The organism is Brucella pseudogrignonensis, assembly GCF_032190615.1.
Lineage (GTDB): Bacteria > Pseudomonadota > Alphaproteobacteria > Rhizobiales > Rhizobiaceae > Brucella > Brucella pseudogrignonensis_B.
The window spans coordinates 194,498-218,776 of record NZ_JAVLAT010000003.1; the positions used below are offsets into that span (position 1 = coordinate 194,498).

Sequence of the window (24,279 nt, forward strand, 5' to 3'; positions counted from 1 at the left end):
GATCTTACTTCGTCCCCATAATGCGTTCAAACGGGATCACCATGCTTGTCAAACGGAAGATCAGGAACACGCAGATCAGTAGCACGACGCTGATAGAGGATGCAGCTCCCCACTCGTGATAGACCTCGATATTGCGGGAAACGAGCATGGAAACCATATAGGTGCGTCCGCCGCCAAGCAGTTCTGGTGTGATGTAGAAGCCGAGGGTAAGCACAAACACCAGTACCATACCCGCAATCATTCCCGGCAGGGATAAAGGCAGGAAAACTCGCGTGAAGACGTAAAATGGAGTGCCGCCGAGGCTTGATCCGGCCATCGAAAGTTCCCGCGGTATTTTCTGCATAGTTGCATAAAGTGGCAGCACCATAAACGGTAACAGAATATGGATTGTCGCCACGACGGTTCCAAATTCGTTATTCACGAGAAGTAGTGGTGCATCGATTAGTCCAAGCGACTTTAGTGCCGAGTTGACCAGACCTGTTCGTTGCAACAGGATAAGCCATGCGTATGCACGCACGAGCACGCTGGTCCAGAATGGCAGAATGACCATCGCGAGAATGACGATGCTCCATTTATGCGGCACGGTTGCAGCGAGATAAGCAATCGGATAGCCAAGCAAAAGCGCCGCTATTGTGACTGCAAATGCAATCTTGAAGGTTTGCAGAAATGTCATCCAATAGACGTTGTCGGTAAGGAAACGCTGATAGTGAACGGTTGTGAAACCGCCATCTTGCCAAATCGATTGCCATGCAAGCCAGCCAAGCGGCACGATCAGCAGAGCTGTGACGACAGCTAATGCGGGCGCCAGAAGAAACAGCATCAGCCGCATTTCCTTGCGTCGATAAAGTTCACTCGGATTTAAGGCCAGATTGCTCATCGATATCACCGTGAAATGCTGTATCGCTCAACTGTGAAAAGCGCACACACCATAACGGCATGTGCGCTTGCTGATGTTATTTCTGGATAAATTCGGCCCAGCGCTTCTGAGCGTCCTCACCAGCTGGCGAACTCCACCACTCATCGGAAACGAGAACCTGTTTGGCTGCATTATCTGGTGAACTTGGCATTTCGGTTGCGCATTCAGGCGAGATCTTACCAGTCTTATAAGCCGCAGGATTGGCCGGACCATAATCGATATAGGCTGGGAAGTTGGCTTGAATTTCAGGATCAAGGGCTGCGTTGATGAACTTCACGCCAGTTTCAAGATTAGGCGCGCCTTTCAGAATGCAAAGCGACGTATATTGCAGGAAGCCCTGATTGAAGGTGTAACCAATCGGCAGGCCTTCTTTCACAACCGCGGAAACGCGACCATTCCACGCCATTGTCATATCCACTTCGCCATCGGCAAGAAGCTGGGCTGACTGAGCGCCGGAGGTCCACCAGACGGTGACGAACGGCTTGATTTCCTCAAGCTTTTTAAAAGCGCGATCAACATCAAGGGGGTACAGCTTATCCATTGGAACACCATCTGCGATCAGAGCGGCTTCAAGTGTTGCCAGCGGATGATTGCGCAAGGCGCGGGTTCCGGGGAATTTTTTCACGTCCCAGAAGTCAACCCATGTCTTTGGTGCATTATCGCCAAACTTGTCTTTGTTATATGCGAGCACACTCGAGTAGAATTCATAAGCAACCGAATATGGCGACTTATACTCCGCTGGCATGTCTTTGACATTCGGTAGCTTGGAGAAATCGAGCTTTTCGATCATGCCTTGCTCGCCGCCGCGAATGCAGTCTTTTGCTGGCGTATCAATAACATCCCAAACCGGCTTTCCGGTTTCCGTCTGCGTTTTGATTACAGGCCATGCATCTGGCGAACTATCCTGATTGATCGTGATGCCGAGCTTTTCAGCAACTGGATCCAGAATGGCTTTGGTCTGCGCTTCTTGATAAGCGCCGCCTTGTGAAACGAAGGTGATCTGTTCAGCAGATGCCTGACTGATACCAGTGGCAAAAGCTACTGAGGACAAAAGGAATGCGAGAGTTGGTATGCGCATGTTCGTTCTCCTCTATGTGGACCTTCCGGGTCCATTCTTGTCTACCGGCTTGGATTAAGCAGCTGCTCCGGCGCACAGCTTCGATATCCCTCAACGACCGATAGCGTCGAGAAACTGATACCAGCCTGCAACGACACGAACGGCAGGTGCGCGCAGACCATAAAAAGGTATTTGTTTGAGTGGGAGTTGCGTGAGCAGACCTAGATCAACGCGGTTGCCAGTAACAAGTTCAGCCACATGCTTTCCAATATATGACGACATAGCGACGCCTGTTCCGTTATAACCGACCGCGTAAACAATCCTGTTGTCGAGACGTCCGACATGGGGAAGACTATCGAGTGTCATGGCAACAAGGCCTGACCAGCGATGTGTAACTTGAACGGATTTAAGTTCGGGAAATTGTTTCACCATCGCTTTCTGCAAGGCGGCAAATGCTGCTTCGGAATCCGTTTTTCCAAACGCGCCGCGGCCACCATAAATCAGCCGATCGCCAGACTTACGGAACCAGCGCATCATACGTCGGGTTTCGGTATAGCTTCGCCCATTTTTAAGAAGACTTTCACCCGCTGTACCGGTGAGCGGTTGCGTTGCAATCATTGCGGAACGAAATGGGATGATTGCCTTTCGCACTGGTGCGGTGGCTTTGGTCAAATCAGAATAAGAGTTGGTTGCGATGACAACCGTCTGTGCATGAATTGCAGCGTTGTGGGTTTCGATAATAACGCCGTTTGTTTCCCGTTTGATGCCAACGACTGGAGCGTTTTCGCAGATTCTGATGCCTTCGGCCTGCACACAACGAGCCAATCCCAGGACAAAATTGAGTGGGTGAATAATGCCGCCGTGGGTGTTGAGCATGCCGCCAACGAAGTCATTTGACCCCGTCTCTTCTGCTACTTGCGCAGCAGATTGTATCGAGCAAGCCGTGTCGCCGAGTGCTTCATTTAACCAGGTGCATTCCGCTTTGATTGCCTCAAGCGAGACCTGATTATGCGCGCACCGGAGAGAGCCTGTGGCATGATAATTTGCACCCTCGATTGCGTAATCGCGGACCAGCTCGCCGACATGTGCTACGGCTTTAATGCTGATATCATGCATACGCCGGGCGACATCGATGCCGAAGCGGCTGGCAATATCGCGATATGCCAGCCGGAATTTAGCAGAGACGACGCCACCATTACGCCCACTTGCGCCCCAGCCAATACGGCTTGCTTCCAGCACGATTACTGACAGGCCTTTGCGTGCCACATATCGTGCTGTTGAAAGGCCGGTATAGCCACCTCCGATGATTGCGACATCATATTGGCTTCCACCCGCGACCGCTGAAAATTGCGGGCGTTCAACGGCTGTTGCTTGCCATATGGATTTGATGTCATCGAAGGGAGGACGTGTCGTCATGGCGGTGTGACGCTCCGATCTATGCTGCGTTTGCGACTGATGCTGAAAGGAGTTCAGCGTCAATTGCGTCTGCAAGCTGCTTCAATGTCGAAAAGTGGAAGTCAGGCTTTGTTACGCCCTTGGGTGTCGGCGTACCGCCAAAGCCGTTTTGTCCCTGCCGACGCTCGATCCAGCATGTTGTGTAGCCCAGCTCTTTGGCGATGCCGATATCGTGGTATTGACTCTGAGCTACGTGCAGGATTTCTGATGGTTTGAAGCCAAACGCCGATTGACGACCTTTGTTGTAAGCAAAGAAATTTGGATTTGGCTTTGCATATCCGGTTTCATCGCAGGTCACGCTGTCATGGAACGGGTTTTCAAGTGTTTCCGAATAGGCTGAGAACGTAGTGCGGTCAGCATTGGTCATGGCGACGAGACGGAAGTTTTTGCGCAGACGCTTGAGCGCTGCAATGGAGTCTTCAAACGCAGGATGATGCAGAATTGCGAACTGGAATAAATCTGCGGAAGCCTGATCGTTATTGATGCCGAGTTCCGTTGCCATATGAAGGTAGACATCCTTCATTGCCGATGATGAACGACCGTAGAATTTATCGCGCCCGCGAATGTAAGGGCCGAAGATTTCATCGTCCGTCAGCTTGGCAGCCTTTTCGCCGCCAACTTTGCGGGTTGCATTCAGAACGCCGCTTTCAAAGTCGATCAAAGTGCCCACGACGTCAAAGGTCATCACTTTAAAATCTGTGATCTTCATTGCTGTTTTCCTCGTAATACTAATGCTTGATCGTTAGTTGGCTTGCGGCACAATCACCGTGTCTTCCGGGTGAAGTGCAATTTCGATTTCTTCGCCGGTGGCGCGCAATTGCGCGCGACCTGCGTGATTGGTGGGCAGGCGGAAACTCAGTTTTTCACCAGATGGTAACTGCATGAAAACGCGGATGCTTTCGCCCTGATAAAGCGCATCAATGACTGTGCCGCGCAGACGATTTACATGATCGTTTCCGGTTTGATCGTTGACAGTCAGCTTTTCGGAATGCAGTGCGAGATAGAGTTTATCGCCTTGCGGAATCGGGTAAGCTGAACGCAGTATTGTGCCTGCAAGGCTGACACTATTGTCACCATTTCTAGTGATGGGCAGAAGCGTAGCTTCACCGATAAAGCTGGCAACGAACGAATTTATTGGCCGATCGTGCAGCATTTCCGGCGTGTCGATCTGTACGATTTTGCCCTTGTTCATGATCGCAACGCGGTCACTCATGGTGAGAGCTTCGCGCTGGTCATGCGTGACATAAACAATCGTTGCACCAAGCTTGCGATGCAGTTGTTTGAGCTCAATCTGCATGTTTTCACGCAGCTGCTTGTCGAGCGCTGAAAGCGGCTCATCCATCAGAATGAGGCGCGGCTCAAAGATCATTGCGCGGGCAAGAGCGACACGCTGTCGTTGGCCACCTGACAATTCATCAATTTTGCGGCCTTCAAGTCCTGTCAACTCTACCATTGCCAGCGCATCGCGCAGTTTTTCTGGCCAGTCAGATTTGGGCATCCGCCGCGCACGCAATGGAAAGGTGATATTGTCGGCAACGTTCATGTGTGGAAACAGGGCATAGTTCTGAAAGACGATGCCGATGTCGCGTTTGTGCGGTGGATCCAATGTAATATCGCGATCACCCAACCAAATGGAACCGGATGTGGGCTGAACAAATCCGCCAAGAATTCCAAGAAATGTTGTTTTACCAGAACCGGATGGCCCCAGAATTGAGACGAATTCACCGGGCGCCACATCAAGACTGATTGAATCAAGTGCGCAGAAAGCTCCATAGGTCTTTGTCGCTGAACGGATGGAAACTCCAACACTTGACGATTTTTTGGTTTCAGTCATTTGATTCCACTAAATATTTTATCGACTGATCAAATATTGGTCAGGCTCGATCTGCTGAATTCAATGGAAGAGCTAAACATCAGTTTTGCGCATAACTGCTTCGGCACTAAGCGCTTACAAATGCTTTGTTCCCCTGACGACAATGAAGGATTTTCTCCTTTCTTGATTAGTAGGAGAACAAATAACTGCGACAGGCGCAATTGAAAAAAGCTTGAGGCGATGTTACAAAATGTAATGACAATTTTGCGACGCGCTCTTCCTTCTATGAATGGCCTTTTCACATTAGAGGCAGCAGCACGGCATGGGAATTTTTCTAAAGCGGCACAGGAGCTGAATGTGACGCCTGCCGCTATCAGTCGGATGATCGGGCGACTTGAAGAGCATCTGGATGTGCAGCTTTTCATCCGTACGACGAGTGGCGTCACGCTGACCGAGTACGGTAAGATTTTGCACGATGCGATTGACCGAGGCTTCGCTGGCATTGAACAGGCATTGAGAGAAATTAGCGACCGCAAACAGGGTGTTCAGACGGTAACGCTCTCGCTTTCTACCGGCTTCACAACGCATTGGGTGATGCCGCGCATGGCAGCTTTTAAGAAGACGTTTCCCGGCGTTGATCTTCGGTTCGAGCTCATCATGGGACCACTGGCTGGCCCAGTGAACGATGTAGATCTTGGCATGAGATTTGTAGAAGGTGGCGATGATAATCATGAAGCCACTTTCGTTATGCCCGAAATTCTTGTGCCGATTTGTAGTCCGACCTATCAAAGAGAGCATGATGAGGCAGCTTCGGTCCTTGATCAGCCTGCGACAACGCTTATCAATTTGAGTGAAGCACAGCCGAATTGGCCGGATTTTTTTCTGCCTGCACGCGGTCGTGCAGCTCACGATGAAATGCTTTTCTCTGACTATGCTATTGTTGTGCAGGCCGCATTGCTGGGGCAGGGGGTGGCGATTGGTTGGTTAAATGTCGTTGCACACTGGCTGCGGACAAATGCATTAATCCCAGCCCAAAATCGGCTATTACCAACGCATCGCAAATGCCATCTGGTTCGTCTGCGTGACAAACCTGTTCGCCCTATCGTGCCTCAGGTTCGGGACTGGCTCATCGCCGAGTTGATGGATGATATGAGTGCTATTACAGCAATGTATCCATCGCTGGGGCTTGAAGAGGTCTTACAGTCTGGTCAGTCCTAGCTGAAAGGAAAATCAGCCCCAGCCATGTGCCGACAACCCGTAAACCCATGGCTTGTGTGCCTCTCTGTTCAAAAACAGTTTGCCCTTCGACATGGTTGTTACCGTGCTGTACACGCCGAGGCGACATTGCTCTAAGAAGTCGGCGAATGCGCCGGTTTTCTCACGCGTATCAACGCGAGCAAACTTGCCTTTGAGATTTTCCAAGTGAACGGCGGCCAATTGAATGGCGTCTTCGTCATTGCTTGCGACAATGGGGCCGAGCACCTTCCCGCGTCCAAACTCGCGGCAAAAGGAATAGCCGACGATTTGTCCATCCCTCTCCAGCCCATAGATTTCAGCCGTGTCAGAGATGAGTTGAAGCAAATGCATGCGGTTTGTGCCAAAGGCTTTGCAGTCGATCTCGGAGACCTTTTCGAGTTCGTCTGCTGAAAGGGCTACAAGTTCTCCATTGGGCGCAGGTATAGCCGGAAGTTCAAGCCCAACTTCTCCCTGATGCTGATAAACTGTTGCCTCATCGCTAAAGCCAAGCGACAGGTAAAGGTTATACGCGGCTTGGGTTGCATTGAGGCTGAGGTTGCGACCTTTGCATCGTTCCATCACCTGTTCCATCAACCAGCGACCGTTGCCTTGTGCTTGTGTGCGAGGGGAGGTGATGACCATACCAATAGTTGCGAAATCGTCACCGTAAGGAAACCACATAGCGCTACCGAATACCCGACCGATTCCGTCAATAGCGACCAAACCTTGCCCGGTTTTCAACATGAGATCCCAGTCATTGGGGCGATGCGGCCAGCGAACACCCATCGAAAGACCATGAAGCAGGCTCTTATCCACATCTGCTATGTCATGTGCGATCAATTCAAAAGATTTCAGCCGTACTGATTTTTGCATATCAGCTAATCCGATCCCTACCCGCTGCCCAAGCTTGACTTGCGGACATTCAGTCCTCAAGACACAGTGTTTTTGATCCTGCCGCGCAATGCAATGCTTTAGGCAGGCGTATTTTGCCACATCATTCCATAAATGCCTCCGCATAATTAGCTGCTTGATTGCCGCTATTCGCAATCTTTGTTTGAAGCGATAGTATATTCGGCACGGAACACTGCCCCAACACCATATTCTGATAGAAATCCGAAGCTCTGATTTTGAATGTGGTATTGATGAACGTCGAAGAAATCCTTGCAGCTTTGATCGGCTTTCCATCGGTTGTTGGCACGCCCAATGATGCGATTGTTGGTTGGATCAGTTCTTACGCAAAGTCTGCGGGTGCTGACGTATCGGTTTTGCCCGGACCCGAAGGTGACAGAGCAAATCTTTTTATTACCATCGGCCCCCGTGATGTGCCGGGCTATATTCTGTCTGGTCATACGGATGTGGTTCCCGCCGGTGAGTCTGAATGGACGACTGATCCCTTTAAGCTGCATAAAGACGGCAATAGACTTTATGGGCGCGGCACGACGGACATGAAGGGTTTTCTGGCTTGTGCGCTTGCTGCCCTGCCGATGCTCGCCTCTCGTTCGTTGGAAAAGCCTGTACAGCTGGCTTTTTCTTATGATGAAGAAGCGGGCTGTCGTGGTGTGCCGCATTTACTTGCAGCGCTTCCTGATCTTTGTGCCAAGCCGCTGGGTGCCATTATCGGTGAGCCAAGCCGCATGCAGGCTGTGCGAGCGCATAAAGGCAAAGCTGCCGCACGGTTGGAAGTCATTGGACGTCCGGGCCATTCATCGCGGCCAGATCTTGGGTTGAATGCGGTTCATGCGATGGCAAATGTTATTGCGAAGTCGGCTGCATATGGGCAGTCGCTGGAGAAAGGGCCGTTCGACGAGAATTTTGAGCCGCCTTATTCGTCGTTGCAGTTTGGTGTCATCGCTGGCGGACAGGCGGTTAATATCATTCCAGATCGTTGCGCCGCCGATATTGAGGTGCGTGCCATTTCCGGCATATCGCCAACTGAATTGCTGGAGCCAGTGAAAGCAGAACTCTTTGCTTTGCGAGATAGCGGGTTTGAGGTGCTTTGGCATGAACTAAGCGCTTATCCGGCACTTTCTTTGCCAGATGATAGCGCACTTTCTCAGTTGATGGTCGAGTTGACAGGACAGGATACGCTTGCTGCGGTAAGCTACGGCACGGAAGCGGGTTTGTTCCAGCAAGCAGGCATTGATGCAATCATCTGCGGTCCGGGCGATATCAGCCGCGCCCATCGCCCCAACGAGTATATCGAAATCAATGAGCTGCATGCGTGCCAGAAGATGATCGAAAATCTTGCCGCGCGCCTCACCTCTTAATCGGAAGCAATCATGGCGTTTCTTTTCAATTCTGATGCAATCCGTGGTGCCGTTTTCCGCGAGGCATTTTCAAAAGCACTGCCTGACATTGAGTTTTTTCAGGTTGGCGATGAGATTGATCCTGATAATGTCCGCTATCTGATAAGCTGGGTCGCACCAGACGATATTGCGCGCTATCGCAATCTGGAAATTCTTTTCTCCATTGGCGCGGGTGTTGATCAGTTCAAGCCCGGCAGTGTGCCTGAGCATGTGAAGCTCGTGCGGATGGTCGAAGACGGCATCATTCGCATGATGCAGGAATATGTGGCGCTTGGTGTGCTGACATTGCATCGTGAAGCAATTGCCTATCGCCAACAACAGCAGGCGCAAACATGGCAAGCAATTCCTACGCCGCAGGCATCAGAACGACGAATTGGCTTTTTAGGGCTGGGTATGCTGGCGCAGGCGGCGATCGAACGTCTCAAGCCGTTTCAGTTTCCGCTTTCAGGTTGGAGCCGCAGCCAGAAAGACATTGAAGGCGTTGCTTGCTTTTATGGCGAAGACCAGTTTGCGAGCTTCCTACGCCAAACAGATATTTTGATTTGCCTGCTGCCGCTAACCGATGAAACGCGCGGCATTCTGAATGCTGACTTGTTTGCTTTGCTCCCGAAAGGCGCACGCTTGTTGCATACGGGGCGCGGACCGCAGCTTGATCAAAATGCACTGATTGAGGCACTCGATAGCGGCCATCTTGCCGCGGCTATGCTTGATGTGACCAATCCTGAACCGCTTCCATCCGGGCACCCGCTTTGGTCGCACCCGAATGTGGTAATCACACCGCATATTGCATCAGTCACACAGCCGCATACGGCTGCGCAATCCGTCATTGAAAACATTCAGCGTCATTTAGCTGGAAAAGAACTGATCGGCCTGATCGATCGCAAACTTGGCTATTAAACGAAGGGAACTATCATGTCACTGTTGATTACTATCGATCCAAATCCAGATTTCGCGCCGAAAGAAGCGCTGCCGACTGAAGACCGCCTGATCTCTGGCACGCCGTCATTTAAGACTTGGGCGCAGGATGCGTCGAAGAACGACAAGGTTCTGACAGGCGTTTGGGAAGCAACACCGGGCGAAACTCATTCTATCAAGGGCACAACATTAGAGTTTTGCCACATCCTGTCTGGCCTCGTCGAAATTGAAGAGAAGGGCGGCGAAACCAAGACTTATCGTGCAGGCGACAGCTTTGTCATGAAGCCTGGCTTCGTGGGGGTATGGCGTACGATTGAAACGGTCCGCAAGATTTATCTCTGCGTTTACGAATAAGCATTTCGTATCCAGAATAATCCGCCGCTTTAAACCCGTCTGACGCGATTCAAAACCGTCAGGCGGGTTATTCTTAATCAATAATGCGGCGCGTGTGGCTCTAATCTTTCATTATAGAAAGTGCGAGGTGCGCCATGACATTAAGCTTCGATCCGGAAACACTCAAACTCCCCTTTTACCATTATATTGGTGGGGAGCGTGTGGAAGCCACCGGCGCAATGGAAATGCACCGGCCATCGGACGGTAAAGCCTATGGCGATTGTCCAATTGCTGATATTGCTCTGGTTGATCGTGCCGTAGCGAATGCCAAGGCCACTTTGAAAACCAGTGGCTGGGCGGATAGTCGTCCGCGTGAGCGGCTTAATGCCATGCATCGTTGGGCCGATCTGATCGAGCAGGAAGCGCTGACGCTGGCGCGCATGGAAGCGGTTTCATCAACGCGCCCAATCGCCCATCTTATCGAAGGCGACATCGCGGTCACTGCCGAGCAAATCCGCTTCTTTGCAGAATTTGCCGACAAGGAAGGCAGTGAAGTTGTGCCAACCAGCGCCAGCACATTCGGCATGACCTTGAGCGAGCCTTATGGTGTGATTGGTGCGATTACACCGTGGAATTTCCCGATCTCGATGGCTGGCTGGAAGCTTGGACCGGCGCTTGCAGCGGGCAATGCTGTTGTCCTCAAGCCATCTGAAATAACGCCGTTTACCACGCTTTATATCGCTGAACTCGCAGTAAAAGCTGGCATCCCCGCAGGGCTCATTAACATCGTTCTCGGTGACGGTCCAACCACAGGCAATGCCATTACCGGCCATCCCGATATTTCCAAAGTGAGCTTCACGGGATCAACGGCAGCAGGTGCGGCGATTATGGAAAATATCGCCCGTACTGGTATTAAGCCAATGACGCTGGAACTTGGTGGAAAAAGCCCACAGGTGGTGTTTGCAGATGCCGATCTGGAACTGGCTGCTTCTGCCATCACGCGTGGTATTCTCAGTAATGCCGGACAGGCCTGTGTCGCGGGTTCGCGCCTGATTGTTTCAGAAGAAATTGCGGATGCATTGAGCGATGCGATTGCGCGTCATATGGCGAATATCAAGCCGGGCGTGACATGGGACGATAATACCCAATATTCTCCGATTATCTCGGAACGTCAGATTTGTCGTATTGATGAGATTGTGCAGAAGGCTGTCAGCCTTGGCGCACAAAGTGTTGTGGGCGGCAAGCGAATGGATCGTGACGGCTATTTTTACGAGCCAACTTTGCTTCGCGGTGTCGATGAAAACTCGCCCGCTGTGACCGAAGAAATCTTCGGGCCTGTGCTGACACTTCAGACATTCAAAGACGAAGACGAGGCATTAGCTCTTGCTGATCATCCGATCTATGGGCTGGCAGCAGGTCTTTTCACCCGAGATTTGTCTCGTGCGCTCCGTGTCACCAAGGCTTTGCAGGCAGGCACGATCTGGGTCAATCGCTATGGTCGTTCGCGGGACCATATCCTTCCGACTGGCGGCTATAAAAGCTCTGGTATTGGCAAAGATCTCGGACGTGACGCCTATCTTGCGAACCGCAAAACTAAAAGCGTACTCATAGATTTATAAGGGAACGAAAATGACAGCCTATTCGATTGCACTCATTCCGGGTGATGGCATTGGTAAAAGCGTAACCGATGCGACATGGCAGGTTTTGCAAGCAGCTGCAAAGCGCAATGGATTTGCGTTGGAAGGCACCAGCTTCCCGTGGTCCTGCGAATATTATCATGAGACTGGCGCAATGATGCCAGCAGACGGTATCGAGACGCTGCGTAAGTTCGATGCGATTTATCTTGGAGCCGTTGGCTGGCCTGCGGAAGTCCCGGATTCCGTCTCGCTGCATGGTCTGCTGTTGCCGATCCGCAAAGCTTTTGTACAATATGCCAATATCCGCCCGCATCGCCTGTTGCCGGGTGTAACTGGCCCGCTTCGCTCTGAAGGCTTTGATATTCTTTGTATTCGTGAGAATACGGAAGGTGAATATTCTGGCGCTGGTGGGCGTGTACATTTTGGTACCAAGGACGAGGTTGCTGTCGAAACTGCGATTTTCACACGCACGGGCGTGGAGCGTATTATCCGCTTTGGCTTTGAGCAAGCACGCGCTCGCCGCAAGAAGCTGGCTTCGGTGACGAAATCCAATGCTCAGAAATATTCGATGGTCTTCTGGGACGAAGTGACGAAGGATGTCGCCAAAGAATATCCCGATGTCGAGGTTTCACACTATCATATTGATGCAATGGCGGCCCGTATGGTTATGGCACCGGAAAGCCTTGACGTGATCGTGGCTTCAAATCTTTTTGGCGATATTCTGACCGACTTGGGTGCTGCTATTCAGGGTGGCCTAGGTTATGCGGCGTCTGCCAACATCAATCCTGATCGTTCAGCACCTTCGATGTTTGAGCCGGTTCATGGCTCTGCGCCTGATATTGCCCATCTTGGCATTGCCAATCCAATTGCAGCGATATGGTCGGGCGCGATGATGCTTGAGCATCTTGGAGAGCATCAGGCCGCAAAAGATGTGATCACGGCAATTGAAACAGCGACGGCTCAGGGTATCGGAACCGTTGCGGGCAAAGACAAGACGGATGCGATCACGCAGGCGGTGCTTTCAGCTTTGGCATAAGAGGTCGTCATGCATACGTTAAAAGATCAGTCACTTTTCCGCCAACAGGGTCTCATTGGTGGCGTCTGGCAGGATGCCGCGTCGGGCGCCACGGTTGATGTTACTAATCCTGCAAGCCTCAGCACTTTGGGTACGATCCCGGATATGAGTGACAAGGAAACCCGCGCGGCAATTGATGCCGCAGCGGAGGCTTTCAAACCATGGAAAAAGAAAACGCACGCTGAGCGTGCAGTGCTTCTTGAACGCTGGTTTGCATTGATGGTCGAGCATGAGCAGGATCTCGCTCTTCTGCTGACACTGGAGCAGGGCAAGCCACTCAATGAGGCATTGAGTGAAATCCGCTACGGTGCATCGTTTGTTAAATGGTTCGCCGAAGAAGCGCGCCGTATCGATGGTGGCAGCATTCCCTCGCCAACCGCAGATCGTCGTATTCTCGTGCTCAAAGAAGCCGTTGGTGTTTGTGCTATCATCACGCCGTGGAATTTTCCGAATGCGATGATCACGCGTAAGGTAGCTCCGGCGCTTGCGGCAGGCTGCACGGTCGTCATTAAGCCTTCGGAGTTTACGCCATTTTCGGCACTCGCACTTGGCGTACTTGCAGAACGGGCAGGGATACCAGCTGGCGTTATCAATATTGTCACCGGCATGCCGAGTGAAATCGGTAATGAACTGATGGCAAATGAAACCGTGCGCAAGATTTCTTTTACGGGCTCTACGCGTGTTGGTTCGCTTTTGATGAAGGGCGCTGCTGATAGCATCAAGCGTCTGAGTTTAGAACTTGGCGGCAATGCACCATTCATCGTGTTTGACGATGCTGATCTGGATCAGGCGGTCGAAGGCGCAATAGCATCAAAATTCCGCAATGGTGGACAAACCTGCGTTTGTTCCAACCGTATTCTGGTGCAGTCCGGCATTTACAATGATTTCGCAGCTAAGCTTTCGGCCCGCGTTGCAAAAATGAAGGTCGGCGTTGGTACTGAAGACGGCGTTGCTATCGGCCCGATGATCAATCATGCGGCGATTGAAAAAATCGAACGGCATGTGAGTGATGCACTGACACATGGTGCAAAAATTCTTGCACAATCCGAAAGCATCCCAGAAGGCCGTCAATATGCACGTCCAATTGTGCTGGGTGATGCCACAACCGATATGTTGCTTGCATCGGAAGAAACCTTTGGACCTGTTGCGCCGCTTTTCCGCTTTGAAACGGAAGAGGAAGCGATTGCGATTGCGAATGGAACGCCGTTTGGTCTTGCTGCTTATTTTTTTACGGAGAACCTGAAACGCTCATGGCGTGTGGCTGAAGCGCTGGAATTCGGCATGGTTGGGCTTAACACGGGTCTGATTTCAACCGAAGTTGCGCCTTTTGGCGGTGTTAAACAGTCCGGGCTTGGCCGTGAGGGTTCAAAACTCGGTATTGATGAATATCTGGAAATCAAAACGCTGCATGTTGGCGGATTATGAGAATGAAAAAGGGCGGTTAAACCGCCCTTTTTCTTTACTGAAACTTGTCGAGCATTTTATAATAAAAGCCCACCATCGGCAGAAACCATGGCTTGCCGGAGTAGCCGGGAATTGTTGGCCATTCGAGGTCGGAAATCGGATTGTGGTCGCCGAGTCCAAGGATTGCGTCTGCCAGATAGATACCCATCTGCGTTGACATTTGTGCGCCATGACCGGAAAAGCCCATCGCATACCAGACACCATCGGCAAAGCCTGCGCGCGGATAGCGGTCCTGAGTCATATCGACGAGACCACCCCAGCAATAGTCGATTTCGACTTTGGCAAGATGTGGGAACATTTTGACGAGGTTTGCGCGTAAGATTGCTCCACTTTTGCTGTCCGAACGCTGATCCGATGTGGTTGAGAAGCGTGCGCGACCACCGAAAATCATGCGATTATCCGGTGCCAGCCGGAAATAATTGCCGATGTTCATTGACGTTACATAGGTGCGATTGCCGGGCATGGTAGCGGCAATTTCGCTTTGCGTCAGTGGACGTGTGGCAATGATGAAACTACCGACCGGAATGATACGCTTGCGGAAATAGGAAAAGCTGTCAGTTGTGTAGGCGCCAGTTGCTAGAATGACATTATCCGCAGTTACTGTGCCGCGTGATGTAACGATCTGGTGCTGGTTGCCGAGCTTTTTGCGCTGCTGAACAGTGGTGTTTTCAAAAATGAAAGCACCATGACGCGCCGCTGCCGCAGCCAAGCCAGTCACATAGCGCCCCATATGCATCATGGCGCTTTTCCTGGAAAGCATGGCACCATGAAAATCATTGGAACCGACTTCTCCTGAAAGCTGATCTGCGCGCAGCAACGCTGTGTCTGGATCAACTTCTGCATGGATGGCTTCAAAATTGCGCGCAAGACCCTCAAAATGTGCGGGCTTTGAAGCCAGTTTCAGCTTACCAGCACGACGGAACGAGCAATCAATATTTTCTTCGGCAACAATGCGTTCGATTGTATCGACGGAATCGTCAAAGGCTTTGTAGAGAGCCTTGGCGCGGTCTGCGCCAAGGTGTTGTTTTGCCGCGATAAAGCTGTGCGCGAGGCCATTGTTAAGATGGCCGCCATTGCGTCCCGAAGCGCCGGAGCCGACAAGCCCCGTTTCAAACACTGCGACGCGGCTGCCCGCTTTGGCAAGATGCAATGCAGCCGAAAGGCCGGTGAACCCACCACCAATAATAGCAACATCATAATGTCCTTCCGGCGAGCTCTTTTTGCCAGCAGTGAAAGGCGGTGTGGTATCGTGCCAGTAGGGTTTAAATTGCATCTTGCTAAGCCTTATTTACAGTCCAACGACACCGGCCAGACCGGAAATATCCTTGATTTCGGTATAGCCGTAATAAGGATTTGCAGGTTCGTGACCGCGATTGACCCAGACCTTGTTCTTGATACCAAGATCATGTGCCGACATCAGGTCATAGCGGAACGACGACGAGACATGCAGAATATCTTCCGGATTGGCGTTGAGCTGGTCGAGCATATATTCAAATGCCTTGAAGCGCGGCTTGTATGCCTGTGCCTGCTGTGCTGTATAAACGGCATGAAATGGCGCGCCGAGCTTCTCGACATTGTGGTGGATCTGCTCGTTCATGGCATTTGAAAGAATGACGAGCGGGATTTCCTTTGCAACCTTGGAAAGACCTGCTGGCACATCTGCATGTGGCCCCCAGGTTGGTACACGTTCATAGACGGTGCGCGCATCTTCTGCCTTGAAGGTTACATTGTTCTTCTTGCAGGTGCGTTCAATCGCATTGTGAACGACTTCATTATAAGGCTTCCAGTCGCCGAGGATTTCATCAAGGCGATAAGCAGCAAAATTTTTGATGAACTGCTGCATCTGACCTTCATTGAGCTGTTCGCCGTAAAGATCGCGTGCGGCTTCCGCCATCTGAAAATTGGTCAGTGTGCCGTAGCAATCGAAGGTAATGTATTTTGGTCTGAATTGGGCCATGATTTGATCCTTCCAAGGCGTGCAGGCACTGCTGTGCCGTTGTCATACATCATAATGAGCCGCAAATAGACTAATCACTGCATTGCTATCTGTGCGAAGCAGATTGTTCCGTATCTCAGCGAGGCTTTGGCAGAGAGTTTCGTCAGGGTGGCCTTCGAGTAGGCTTGGACCGGTGGTTTGAGGAGTAGTTCGCCGTAACTCGCGGCATAAGATGCGGCAGCGCTATCAAAGGACAGTGAAAACCATCAGGATATGGATGCTGGTCGGGATGAACTGCTGCGAACCTCATTCTAATCTGAGTCTATGAATAACCATGCTCGGAAACAGTCATGACCGCATCGCCAATCACTCTTGAAACGATGACTACAGATCATCTTGATGGTGCAGTTGCTTTGTCTCAACAGGCAGGCTGGCCACATCGTCGCGAAGACTGGGCCTTTGTGCTCGCACTCAGCAATGGTGTCGTAGCCCTTGAAGACGGAAGCGTCGTTGGTACCGCAATGTCCACGCCATTGGGCGATGATGTTGCAACCGTCAATATGGTTATTGTCGATGAGGCGATGCGCGGACGTGGGCTTGGTCGCAAGCTGATGCAGGCGGCACTTGATGCTGCTGACGGACGCACTTGTTTGCTTGTCGCAACGCAGGACGGTTTGCCGCTCTATGAGAAGCTTGGCTTTGTGGTCAATGGCGAAATCATTCAGCATCAGGGTTTGGCCGCTAAGGTCGATGCACCAGGCAATGTTTCCTGGGCGGACAGCGATGACTTTTCGCGTCTGGTCGAGATGGATAGTACTGCAACTGGCCATAATCGCTCGAACATTATGCAGTTGTTGAAGGAAAGCGCGCAGTTCGCTGTCATCCGTAAGGATGATGAAGTCGAGGCATTTGCAGGAATTCGTCCCTTTGGTAGAGGTCTTGTTATCGGCCCAGTTGTTGCGAAGAACGGCGATGATGCGCGTGCGCTGATCGACTTTCTACTTTCAAAACATACGGGTGAATTCGTCCGCGTGGATACGAACATAGCGACAGGTCTTGCCGATTGGCTGACTGAACGCGGGCTGGTTCATGTTGGTGGCGGAATACCGATGCGCCGCGCCGTTGGGTCAGTTGAAGAACAAAGCGGTACTGAATACCGCACATATGCGCTTGTAAATCAGGCACTAGGTTGATTTGGAGAATATTATGCTGAGCAATTCGCTGATCGAACTTGATCGCGCCCATCTGGTGCATCCGGTCTCATCGTTCCGCAGTCACGAAGCCGCTGGCGTCCGCGTTCTGAAGTCGGCCAAGGGCGCGACTGTGACCGATGCATCGGGCCATAAGCTGCTTGACGGTTTTGCCGGTCTTTGGTGTGTGAATGTTGGCTATGGCCAGGATAGCATCGTTGAAGCCGCGACAAAGCAGCTGCAAGAGCTTCCCTACGCAACTGGCTATTTCGGTCTTGGTTCTGAGCCAGCCATTCGTTTGGCTGCTGAACTGGCAGATCGTGCGCCGGGTGATCTCAACCACGTCTATTTCACGCTCGGCGGTTCGGACGCGATCGACAGCACAATCCGCTTCATTCGCTATTATTACCATGCGAAGGGCACGCCGCAGAAAGACCAGTTTATCTCGGTTGAATATGGCTATCATGGATCTTCGACCGCGGGTTCCGGTCTGACTGCACTTCCGGCATTTCATGCGGGCTTTGGTGTGCCATATGACTGGCAGCATAAAATTCCATCGCATTATGCCTATCGTAATCCGGTTGGCACTGATCCGCAGGCAATCATTGATGCATCCGTGGCAGCACTTCGCGCTAAGATCGAAGAGCTTGGTGCGGAGCGCGTTGCGGCATTTTATGTTGAACCCATTCAGGGCTCGGGTGGCGTGTTGGTTCCGCCAACCGGCTGGCTCAAGGCAATGCATGCGCTTTGCAAGGAATATGATGTTCTGTTCATTGCCGACGAAGTAATTACTGGCTTTGGCCGTACAGGGCCGCTTTTCGCTTGTTCGGAAGATGATGTCGTGCCCGATTTCATAACGACTGCTAAGGGTCTGACATCGGGCTATGTGCCGATGGGTGCCGTGTTCATGTCCGAACATGTCTATAACACCATTGCAGATGGCGCTGGCAAATCGGCCGTCGGCCATGGTTATACCTATTCGGCACACCCGGTCAGTGCGGCAGTCGGCCTAGAATGTCTGCGTCTTTATGAAGGTGGCTTGCTTGAAAATGGCCGCAAGGCTGGTCAGCGTCTGATGGCTGGTTTGCATGGTTTGGCAGATCATCCGTTGGTTGGTGATGTTCGCGGTCGCGGTATGCTGGCTGCGATAGAGCTTGTGACTGACAAGGAAAAGAAAACGCCACTTCCAGCTGCTGCTGATCCGGCACACCGCATTTTTGATCGTGCCTGGGACAATGGCCTCGTCATCCGAGCTTTTGCAAATGGCGTTCTTGGTTATGCGCCGCCGCTTTGCTGCACCGACGAAGATATTGATGCAATCATCGAACGCACGCGCATAACGCTTGATCAGACGCTTGCTGATGAAGACGTGCGCGCGGCAATGAAGGGATGAGTTTGACGGGCAGCAGCTCAATTGCGAGCAAGAATTTCGTAAGTTTATGAGATTCGCAATATTATGCTGCTGCTCTTCACCAATTCAGCGCAATTTACGCGCATCTCTGTAACACACTGTCAGAGCTGCCAAAGGTGAGGATAAAGGGCAAAGCCACGGGATTGAGTTGAGATTATCGAATAATCACCCGCCACATGCTGGGTCAATTCGCTCTCCTCAAAGCCTTTTTAACTCACATTGCAACGAGGTGTTGTTAACGACTGTAATTCTAAAACCGCAATGAACCCAAGGTGAAACCGGTGACTATAAACCGGCGCACCAGATGCAACTTTAACAAGGGGAACTGCCATGAGCGAGAAGATAACCAACTGGACTTCTTCCGACGACCGGATGATTGAAAATGCAATTCGTCGCGGGGCAACCCGGCGCGAATTATTGCAGATGTTGCTTATGGGTGGTGTAGCGGTTGCTGCGGGTTCAACGATTTTGGGTCGTGCAACCGCTGCATATGCTGCAACCCCTGTTAAGGGTGGTTTCATCAAGGCTGCTGGTTTCAGCGCCTCCACTGCTGATACGCTTGATCCCGCGAAGGCTTCGAATGCGACCGATTATGTTCGCTGTTGCGCATTCTATAACCGCCTGACATTCCTTAATGGTCAGGGTGAAACTGAGATGGAACTGGCCGAAAGCGTTGATAGTTCGGATGCGAAGGTCTGGACAGTCAAGCTGCGCAAGGGTGTTACCTTCCATGACGGCAAGTCGCTGACTGCCGATGACGTTGTCTTCTCGATTAATCGCCACCTCGACCCAGCTGTTGGCTCCAAAGTCAATGCGATTGCCAAGCAGATCACGGGTGTGAAGAAGGTTGATGACACAACCGTTGAGATCACGCTTCAAGATGCGAATGCTGATTTGCCAACCATTCTGGCACTGCATCATTTCATGATCGTTGCTGATGGCACGACGGATTTCTCCAAGGGCAATGGCACAGGTCCATTTGTTTGTAAGGAGTTCCAGCCAGGCGTGCGCTCAATGGCTGCGCGTAACGAGAACTACTGGAAGAACAACGGCCCACATCTCGACTCGTTTGAGTTTTTTGCAATCTCTGACGAAAGCGCGCGTATGAACGCCGTTCTTTCCGGCGATATTCATCTTGGTGCGAACCTCAATCCACGTTCGCTGCGCGTGCTTGAAAATAATCCAGCTGCAAAACTCTTTATCTCGAAGCTCGGCACCTATACCAATCTTAACGTCCGTCTTGATTTGACGCCGGGCGATAAGGCGGGCGTGGCTGAAGCACTGAAATATCTGACCAATCGCGAAGTCATTCAGAAATCCGTACTGCGCGGTCTTGCTGAAATTGCGAATGATCATCCCGTTCCAGCGACCAGCAAATATTATAATGCAGAGCTTAAGCAGCGCGAGTTTGATCCTGAACGCGCAAAGTCGTTGCTTGAAAAAGCCGGTATGCTTAATCAAGAAATCCGCATCACAGCTGCAGAAGCCGCATCATCATCGCTTGACTATGCTATGGTTCTCCAGCAGGCAGCTTCGACAATCGGCCAGAAGATCACCATTGATCGTGTACCGTCGGATGGCTACTGGTCAAACCATTGGCTGAAAGATCCGGTCCATTACGGCAACATCAATGCCCGTCCGACACCGGATATTCTGTTCTCGCTGCTCTATAAGACTGATGCTCCATGGAATGAAAGCCAGTACAAGTCGGAGAAATTCGACTCTATGTTGCTCGAAGCCCGTGGTTCGCTTGATGAAGCGAAGCGTAAGGCAATCTATGGCGATATGCAGGCCATGGTTTCCAATGAGGCCGGAACGGTCATTCCGGTTTTCATGTCCAATGTTGATGCGATTTCGCCGAAGTTGAATGGCCTTGAGCCAAATCCGCTTGGCGGCATGATGGGCTATACATTTGCCGAACATGCATGGCTGGAAGCCTGACCTTTCGTCAGGTAACCTCGCTTTTCGGGTTCGGGCAAAACATCGCTTTTGCCCGAACTGATCGTTTCCCCCAACTATTGGGCTGCGCATGACCATGAAGTCGCCTCTGCTGAATCTCATTGCCAAACGCCTCGTCGTTGCTGCTGTTACGCTTCTGATTGTTGCGTTTACTATTTTCTTTGCAACAGCGATGCTTCCGGGTGATGTGGCTGAAATTCTTCTAGGGCAGGCGGCGACGCCAGAGGCCGTTGCGGGTCTTCGTCATGCGATGAACCTCGATCAGCCCGCTTTCCTGCGCTTTCTATATTGGCTTGGAAACCTGCTGCGCGGTGATCTTGGCGTTTCCTACGTCAACAATGTCCCGATTTCTGATTTGATCGGCAACCGTCTCGCCAATTCGTTGAAGCTTGCGGGTGTGACGGCTGCAATTTCAGTGCCGATTGCCTTGTTTCTCGGCATTACCGCCGCAATCATGCGCGGAACGATCTATGATCGCGTTGTTTCGATCATCACGATTTCGGTCATCTCTGTGCCAGAGTTTATGGTCGCAACCATCGCAGTAATCGTGTTTGCGGTCTATCTTGGCTGGTTACCAGCGCTTTCAATGGCCAATGAAGTCACATCATTCTGGGGGCTTCTCAAGGTTTTTGCCATGCCGGTTATCACGCTGAGCTTTGTGATTTCAGCACAGATGATCCGCATGACACGTGCAGCCGTTCTTGAGACGCTCAACACGCCCTATGTTGAAATGGCATTGCTCAAAGGTGCTTCACGCAGCCGAATGGTTGTTATTCATGCGCTCCCCAACGCACTTGGCCCCATCGTCAATGCGGTTGCGCTCTCGCTGTCTTATCTGCTGGGTGGCGTGATCATCGTGGAAACTATCTTCAATTATCCCGGCATAGCCAAGCTCATGCTTGATGCAGTTGCAACGCGCGATCTGCCCCTGATCCAGACCTGCGCGATGATCTTCTGCTTTGGCTATCTTCTGCTCATCACGATAGCGGATTTGATTGCTATTGTTTCTAACCCGAGGCTGCGATAATCATGACTGCTTCCGTTTCAAATCAGCGAAAAGCAAGGTCCCCGCGTTTCGGCTATCGGGTTAATCTGGTTGGCGCTGTATCCTTCCTGATTATTTTTGGATGGGCAGTTGTTGCAATCTTTGCACCGTGGATCGCGCCGCATCCAATTGGCGAGATTGTCGATTTCGACTTCTTCGGCCCAATGAGCGCGCAGTTTCCGCTGGGGACAGATTACCTTGGTCGTGATATGCTTTCACGCATTATCTATGGTGCGCGTTTCACAGTCGGTATTTCGCTTGCTGCCGTGTTTCTGGCCTGCTTTTTTGGCGTGACACTTGGCATGACCGCAGCTGTCATTGGTGGTTGGTTTGACTCAGCACTCAGCCGTTTTCTTGATGCCCTAACATCCATCCCAAGCAAAATTCTGGCGCTTGTGATCGTGGCAGGCGTTGGTTCATCTATCCCGATCCTGATTATCACCATGGCGGTTATATATACGCCGGGCAGCTATCGTTTTGCGCGCGCATTGGCGATTAATATCAATACGATGGATTATGTGACGGTTGCCCGCGCACGCGGTGAGAAAATTGGCTACCTTATCCGCTCAGAAATTCTGCCCGGTATTATCGGGCCTGTATTGGCTGATTTTGGTCTGCGTTTTGTGTTTATCGTGTTGTTGTTATCGAGCATGTCGTTTCTCGGTCTTGGCGTTCAGCCGCCCTATGCTGATTGGGGTGCACTGGTTAAAGAAAACATCGGTGGATTGTCTTTTGCAGCGCCTGCTGTTGTGTTTCCGTCGATTGCCATTGCCAGCCTCACCATCAGCGTCAATTTGCTGATCGATAATCTACCGCAGAAGATCCGCGACAGGAGCGAATGAATGAGCAATCTTGTTGAGATTAAAAATCTTCGCGTGGATGCCAAGACTGACTCCGGTCGTAACGTCGAGATCATCCGTGATGTCAGTTTTCAAATAGCAGAAGGCGAAATCGTCGCACTGATTGGCGAAAGCGGTTCTGGCAAGACAACCATTGCATTGACTTTGATGGGCTATACGCGCCCCGGCTGCCGTATTGTGGACGGTAGCATTGCTGTTGGCGGTCAGGATATTGTCACTTTATCAGAGCGTAAACGCTCAAAGAAGCGCGGCACAGAAGTCTCTTATGTGCCGCAAAGTGCGGCGGCATCCTTTAATCCAGCGCATCGCATTATGGATCAGGTTATTGAAGTAACCAAGATCCATAAGCTGATGTCGAAAGATGACGCCCGCAAGAAGGCGGTTGAGCTGTTCAAAGCACTAGCTTTGCCTAATCCAGAGACAATCGGCGATCGCTATCCGCATCAGGTTTCTGGAGGGCAGTTGCAGCGCCTTTCAGCAGCGATGGCTCTTATTGGTGATCCAAAGCTTGTTATCTTTGATGAGCCAACAACTGCTCTGGATGTAACGACCCAGATTGAAGTGCTTCGCGCTTTCAAATCCGTGATGAAAAAGAAGCATATCGCAGGCGTTTATGTCTCGCATGATCTGGCCGTTGTTGCGCAGATTGCGGATCGTATCGTCGTGCTTAAGGGCGGTAAAATTCAGGAAGTTAGTACTACGCACGAGATATTGCATAGCCCCCAACATCCCTACACCAAAGAACTTTTAGCGGCCTTCGAGCCTTTGCTTCATGCAAGACCTGAAGCCGCAGTGGCAGAAAAGCCTACCCCCTTGCTAGTCGTGGATAAAGTTATGGCTGGGTATGGTATGGTCGGTAAATCCGGCGTGCCGACTATGATCGCAGTCGATCATGTTAGCCTCGAACTCGCGCGCGGGCAGAATCTCGGGATCATCGGAGAATCTGGCTGTGGCAAGTCCACGCTTGCGCGTGTCATTGCCGGGATTCTACCTGCCGCAAGTGGTAAGATCGTGTTTGAAGGCAAGGAGATGCCAAGCGATTTGCGTCGTCGCAGTCGTGATCAATTGCGTGAATTGCAAATTGTATTCCAATTCGCCGATACGGCTCTCAATCCAACCAAATCAATTGCCGAAATTCTGACACGTCCGCTTTCATTCTATCATGGCATGGACAAAAAGAGCCGCGAAACGAGAGTCGATCAACTGCTCGATATGGTGCGAATACCGCGCAACATGCGCTACCGCAGACCGGGCGAGCTTTCCGGCGGGCAGAAACAGCGCATCAATTTAGCGCGGGCTTTGGCTGCTGACCCTAAGATGATTATCTGTGATGAGATCACATCGGCACTGGATACAGTTGTCGCGGCGGCTATTATCGACCTGTTGAAAGAACTGCAACGCGAGTTATCGCTATCGTATCTCTTCATCAGTCACGATCTCTCTACGGTTCGCGCGATCTGTGATGAAGTTGTTGTTATGTATGCGGGCAAGAAGGTTGAGCAACTCAGTCCTGATATGATGGGCGCCGCCGCTAGCCACCCTTACTCGCGGCTTTTGTTCTCTTCCGTGCCAAAGCTCGATACTGGCTGGCTTGATGGTCTGAAACAGGACCCTAAACTGGTTCGCGAGTTCACCAGAAGCTGAGTTTCTATAATGCAGCCCGAAAAGTGG

The 24,279-nt window shown here is 51.4% G+C and carries 21 protein-coding genes; 13 read left to right on the top strand and 8 right to left on the bottom strand.

What is annotated here, in order from left to right; genetic code table 11:
* Positions 1–4: 4 nt before the first annotated feature.
* The 5 genes from RI570_RS18770 to RI570_RS18790 form a co-directional block, all read right to left on the bottom strand.
* Complete coding sequence (locus tag RI570_RS18770; protein ID WP_313830253.1) at positions 5–877, bottom strand: ABC transporter permease; 873 nt, start codon at positions 875–877, stop codon at positions 5–7.
* A gap of 76 nt (positions 878–953) precedes the next feature.
* Positions 954–1,994: an ABC transporter substrate-binding protein gene (locus tag RI570_RS18775; protein ID WP_313830254.1), complete on the bottom strand. Its 1,041-nt coding sequence runs from the start codon at positions 1,992–1,994 to the stop codon at positions 954–956.
* 90 nt (positions 1,995–2,084) lie between these two features.
* Positions 2,085–3,389 (bottom strand): FAD-binding oxidoreductase, encoded by a 1,305-nt coding sequence (locus tag RI570_RS18780; RefSeq protein ID WP_313830255.1) that lies wholly within the window; start codon positions 3,387–3,389, stop codon positions 2,085–2,087.
* Positions 3,390–3,408: 19 nt separating this feature from the next.
* On the bottom strand, positions 3,409–4,137 hold the full coding sequence (locus RI570_RS18785; RefSeq protein ID WP_313830256.1) for an HAD-IA family hydrolase: 729 nt from the start codon (positions 4,135–4,137) through the stop codon (positions 3,409–3,411).
* 33 nt (positions 4,138–4,170) lie between these two features.
* Positions 4,171–5,262 (bottom strand): ABC transporter ATP-binding protein, encoded by a 1,092-nt coding sequence (locus RI570_RS18790; RefSeq protein ID WP_313830257.1) that lies wholly within the window; start codon positions 5,260–5,262, stop codon positions 4,171–4,173.
* Between the two features lie 234 nt (positions 5,263–5,496).
* On the opposite strand from RI570_RS18790, the gene RI570_RS18795 reads away from it, so the two are divergent.
* On the top strand, positions 5,497–6,459 hold the full coding sequence (locus RI570_RS18795; protein ID WP_313830259.1) for a LysR family transcriptional regulator: 963 nt from the start codon (positions 5,497–5,499) through the stop codon (positions 6,457–6,459).
* Between the two features lie 12 nt (positions 6,460–6,471).
* On the opposite strand, the gene RI570_RS18800 is transcribed toward RI570_RS18795, so the two are convergent.
* Positions 6,472–7,350, bottom strand: a complete 879-nt coding sequence (locus RI570_RS18800; RefSeq protein WP_313830260.1) for a GNAT family N-acetyltransferase — start codon at positions 7,348–7,350, stop codon at positions 6,472–6,474.
* A 269-nt stretch (positions 7,351–7,619) separates the two neighbouring features.
* Here RI570_RS18800 and argE point away from each other — a divergent pair, with 269 nt between their 5' ends.
* From argE to RI570_RS18830, 6 genes are all read left to right on the top strand, one after another.
* Entirely contained in the window at positions 7,620–8,744 is a 1,125-nt protein-coding gene (argE, locus tag RI570_RS18805; RefSeq protein ID WP_313830261.1) for an acetylornithine deacetylase, read from the top strand.
* A gap of 12 nt (positions 8,745–8,756) precedes the next feature.
* Positions 8,757–9,680 carry a glyoxylate/hydroxypyruvate reductase A gene (locus tag RI570_RS18810; RefSeq protein WP_313830262.1) on the top strand — a complete coding sequence of 308 codons (924 nt, stop codon included), beginning with the start codon at positions 8,757–8,759 and terminating at the stop codon, positions 9,678–9,680.
* Positions 9,681–9,695: 15 nt separating this feature from the next.
* Positions 9,696–10,052 (top strand): cupin domain-containing protein, encoded by a 357-nt coding sequence (locus RI570_RS18815; RefSeq protein WP_250042603.1) that lies wholly within the window; start codon positions 9,696–9,698, stop codon positions 10,050–10,052.
* A gap of 134 nt (positions 10,053–10,186) precedes the next feature.
* Positions 10,187–11,650, top strand: a complete 1,464-nt coding sequence (locus RI570_RS18820; RefSeq protein ID WP_313830265.1) for an aldehyde dehydrogenase family protein — start codon at positions 10,187–10,189, stop codon at positions 11,648–11,650.
* Between the two features lie 10 nt (positions 11,651–11,660).
* Entirely contained in the window at positions 11,661–12,704 is a 1,044-nt protein-coding gene (locus RI570_RS18825) for a tartrate dehydrogenase (protein ID WP_313830266.1), read from the top strand.
* Positions 12,705–12,713: 9 nt separating this feature from the next.
* A complete protein-coding gene (locus tag RI570_RS18830; protein ID WP_313830267.1) occupies positions 12,714–14,168 on the top strand; it encodes an NAD-dependent succinate-semialdehyde dehydrogenase in 1,455 nt (484 codons plus the stop codon).
* Between the two features lie 34 nt (positions 14,169–14,202).
* Here RI570_RS18830 and RI570_RS18835 read toward each other — a convergent pair whose 3' ends face one another.
* Entirely contained in the window at positions 14,203–15,480 is a 1,278-nt protein-coding gene (locus RI570_RS18835) for an FAD-binding oxidoreductase (RefSeq protein ID WP_313830268.1), read from the bottom strand.
* Positions 15,481–15,495: 15 nt separating this feature from the next.
* Positions 15,496–16,164 carry a haloacid dehalogenase type II gene (locus RI570_RS18840; RefSeq protein ID WP_313830269.1) on the bottom strand — a complete coding sequence of 223 codons (669 nt, stop codon included), beginning with the start codon at positions 16,162–16,164 and terminating at the stop codon, positions 15,496–15,498.
* 329 nt (positions 16,165–16,493) lie between these two features.
* Here RI570_RS18840 and RI570_RS18845 point away from each other — a divergent pair, with 329 nt between their 5' ends.
* From RI570_RS18845 to RI570_RS18870, 6 genes are all read left to right on the top strand, one after another.
* Positions 16,494–17,336: a GNAT family N-acetyltransferase gene (locus RI570_RS18845; protein ID WP_313830270.1), complete on the top strand. Its 843-nt coding sequence runs from the start codon at positions 16,494–16,496 to the stop codon at positions 17,334–17,336.
* Positions 17,337–17,349: 13 nt separating this feature from the next.
* A complete protein-coding gene (locus tag RI570_RS18850; RefSeq protein WP_313830272.1) occupies positions 17,350–18,726 on the top strand; it encodes an aspartate aminotransferase family protein in 1,377 nt (458 codons plus the stop codon).
* Between the two features lie 348 nt (positions 18,727–19,074).
* On the top strand, positions 19,075–20,685 hold the full coding sequence (locus RI570_RS18855) for an ABC transporter substrate-binding protein (RefSeq protein WP_313830273.1): 1,611 nt from the start codon (positions 19,075–19,077) through the stop codon (positions 20,683–20,685).
* A gap of 94 nt (positions 20,686–20,779) precedes the next feature.
* Positions 20,780–21,730 carry an ABC transporter permease gene (locus RI570_RS18860; RefSeq protein WP_313830674.1) on the top strand — a complete coding sequence of 317 codons (951 nt, stop codon included), beginning with the start codon at positions 20,780–20,782 and terminating at the stop codon, positions 21,728–21,730.
* Between the two features lie 2 nt (positions 21,731–21,732).
* Positions 21,733–22,590, top strand: a complete 858-nt coding sequence (locus RI570_RS18865; RefSeq protein WP_313830274.1) for an ABC transporter permease — start codon at positions 21,733–21,735, stop codon at positions 22,588–22,590.
* Positions 22,591–24,252 (top strand): ABC transporter ATP-binding protein, encoded by a 1,662-nt coding sequence (locus RI570_RS18870; protein WP_313830276.1) that lies wholly within the window; start codon positions 22,591–22,593, stop codon positions 24,250–24,252.
* Positions 24,253–24,279 lie beyond the last annotated feature (27 nt).

Coding starts and splice junctions, on each gene's coding strand:
- RI570_RS18770 (WP_313830253.1), bottom strand. CDS start 877: ATGAGCAATCTGGCCTTAAATCCGAGTGAACTTTATCGACGCAAGGAA.
- RI570_RS18775 (WP_313830254.1), bottom strand. CDS start 1,994: ATGCGCATACCAACTCTCGCATTCCTTTTGTCCTCAGTAGCTTTTGCC.
- RI570_RS18780 (WP_313830255.1), bottom strand. CDS start 3,389: ATGACGACACGTCCTCCCTTCGATGACATCAAATCCATATGGCAAGCA.
- RI570_RS18785 (WP_313830256.1), bottom strand. CDS start 4,137: ATGAAGATCACAGATTTTAAAGTGATGACCTTTGACGTCGTGGGCACT.
- RI570_RS18790 (WP_313830257.1), bottom strand. CDS start 5,262: ATGACTGAAACCAAAAAATCGTCAAGTGTTGGAGTTTCCATCCGTTCA.
- RI570_RS18795 (WP_313830259.1), top strand. CDS start 5,497: ATGACAATTTTGCGACGCGCTCTTCCTTCTATGAATGGCCTTTTCACA.
- RI570_RS18800 (WP_313830260.1), bottom strand. CDS start 7,350: ATGCAAAAATCAGTACGGCTGAAATCTTTTGAATTGATCGCACATGAC.
- argE (WP_313830261.1), top strand. CDS start 7,620: ATGAACGTCGAAGAAATCCTTGCAGCTTTGATCGGCTTTCCATCGGTT.
- RI570_RS18810 (WP_313830262.1), top strand. CDS start 8,757: ATGGCGTTTCTTTTCAATTCTGATGCAATCCGTGGTGCCGTTTTCCGC.
- RI570_RS18815 (WP_250042603.1), top strand. CDS start 9,696: ATGTCACTGTTGATTACTATCGATCCAAATCCAGATTTCGCGCCGAAA.
- RI570_RS18820 (WP_313830265.1), top strand. CDS start 10,187: ATGACATTAAGCTTCGATCCGGAAACACTCAAACTCCCCTTTTACCAT.
- RI570_RS18825 (WP_313830266.1), top strand. CDS start 11,661: ATGACAGCCTATTCGATTGCACTCATTCCGGGTGATGGCATTGGTAAA.
- RI570_RS18830 (WP_313830267.1), top strand. CDS start 12,714: ATGCATACGTTAAAAGATCAGTCACTTTTCCGCCAACAGGGTCTCATT.
- RI570_RS18835 (WP_313830268.1), bottom strand. CDS start 15,480: ATGCAATTTAAACCCTACTGGCACGATACCACACCGCCTTTCACTGCT.
- RI570_RS18840 (WP_313830269.1), bottom strand. CDS start 16,164: ATGGCCCAATTCAGACCAAAATACATTACCTTCGATTGCTACGGCACA.
- RI570_RS18845 (WP_313830270.1), top strand. CDS start 16,494: ATGACCGCATCGCCAATCACTCTTGAAACGATGACTACAGATCATCTT.
- RI570_RS18850 (WP_313830272.1), top strand. CDS start 17,350: ATGCTGAGCAATTCGCTGATCGAACTTGATCGCGCCCATCTGGTGCAT.
- RI570_RS18855 (WP_313830273.1), top strand. CDS start 19,075: ATGAGCGAGAAGATAACCAACTGGACTTCTTCCGACGACCGGATGATT.
- RI570_RS18860 (WP_313830674.1), top strand. CDS start 20,780: ATGAAGTCGCCTCTGCTGAATCTCATTGCCAAACGCCTCGTCGTTGCT.
- RI570_RS18865 (WP_313830274.1), top strand. CDS start 21,733: ATGACTGCTTCCGTTTCAAATCAGCGAAAAGCAAGGTCCCCGCGTTTC.
- RI570_RS18870 (WP_313830276.1), top strand. CDS start 22,591: ATGAGCAATCTTGTTGAGATTAAAAATCTTCGCGTGGATGCCAAGACT.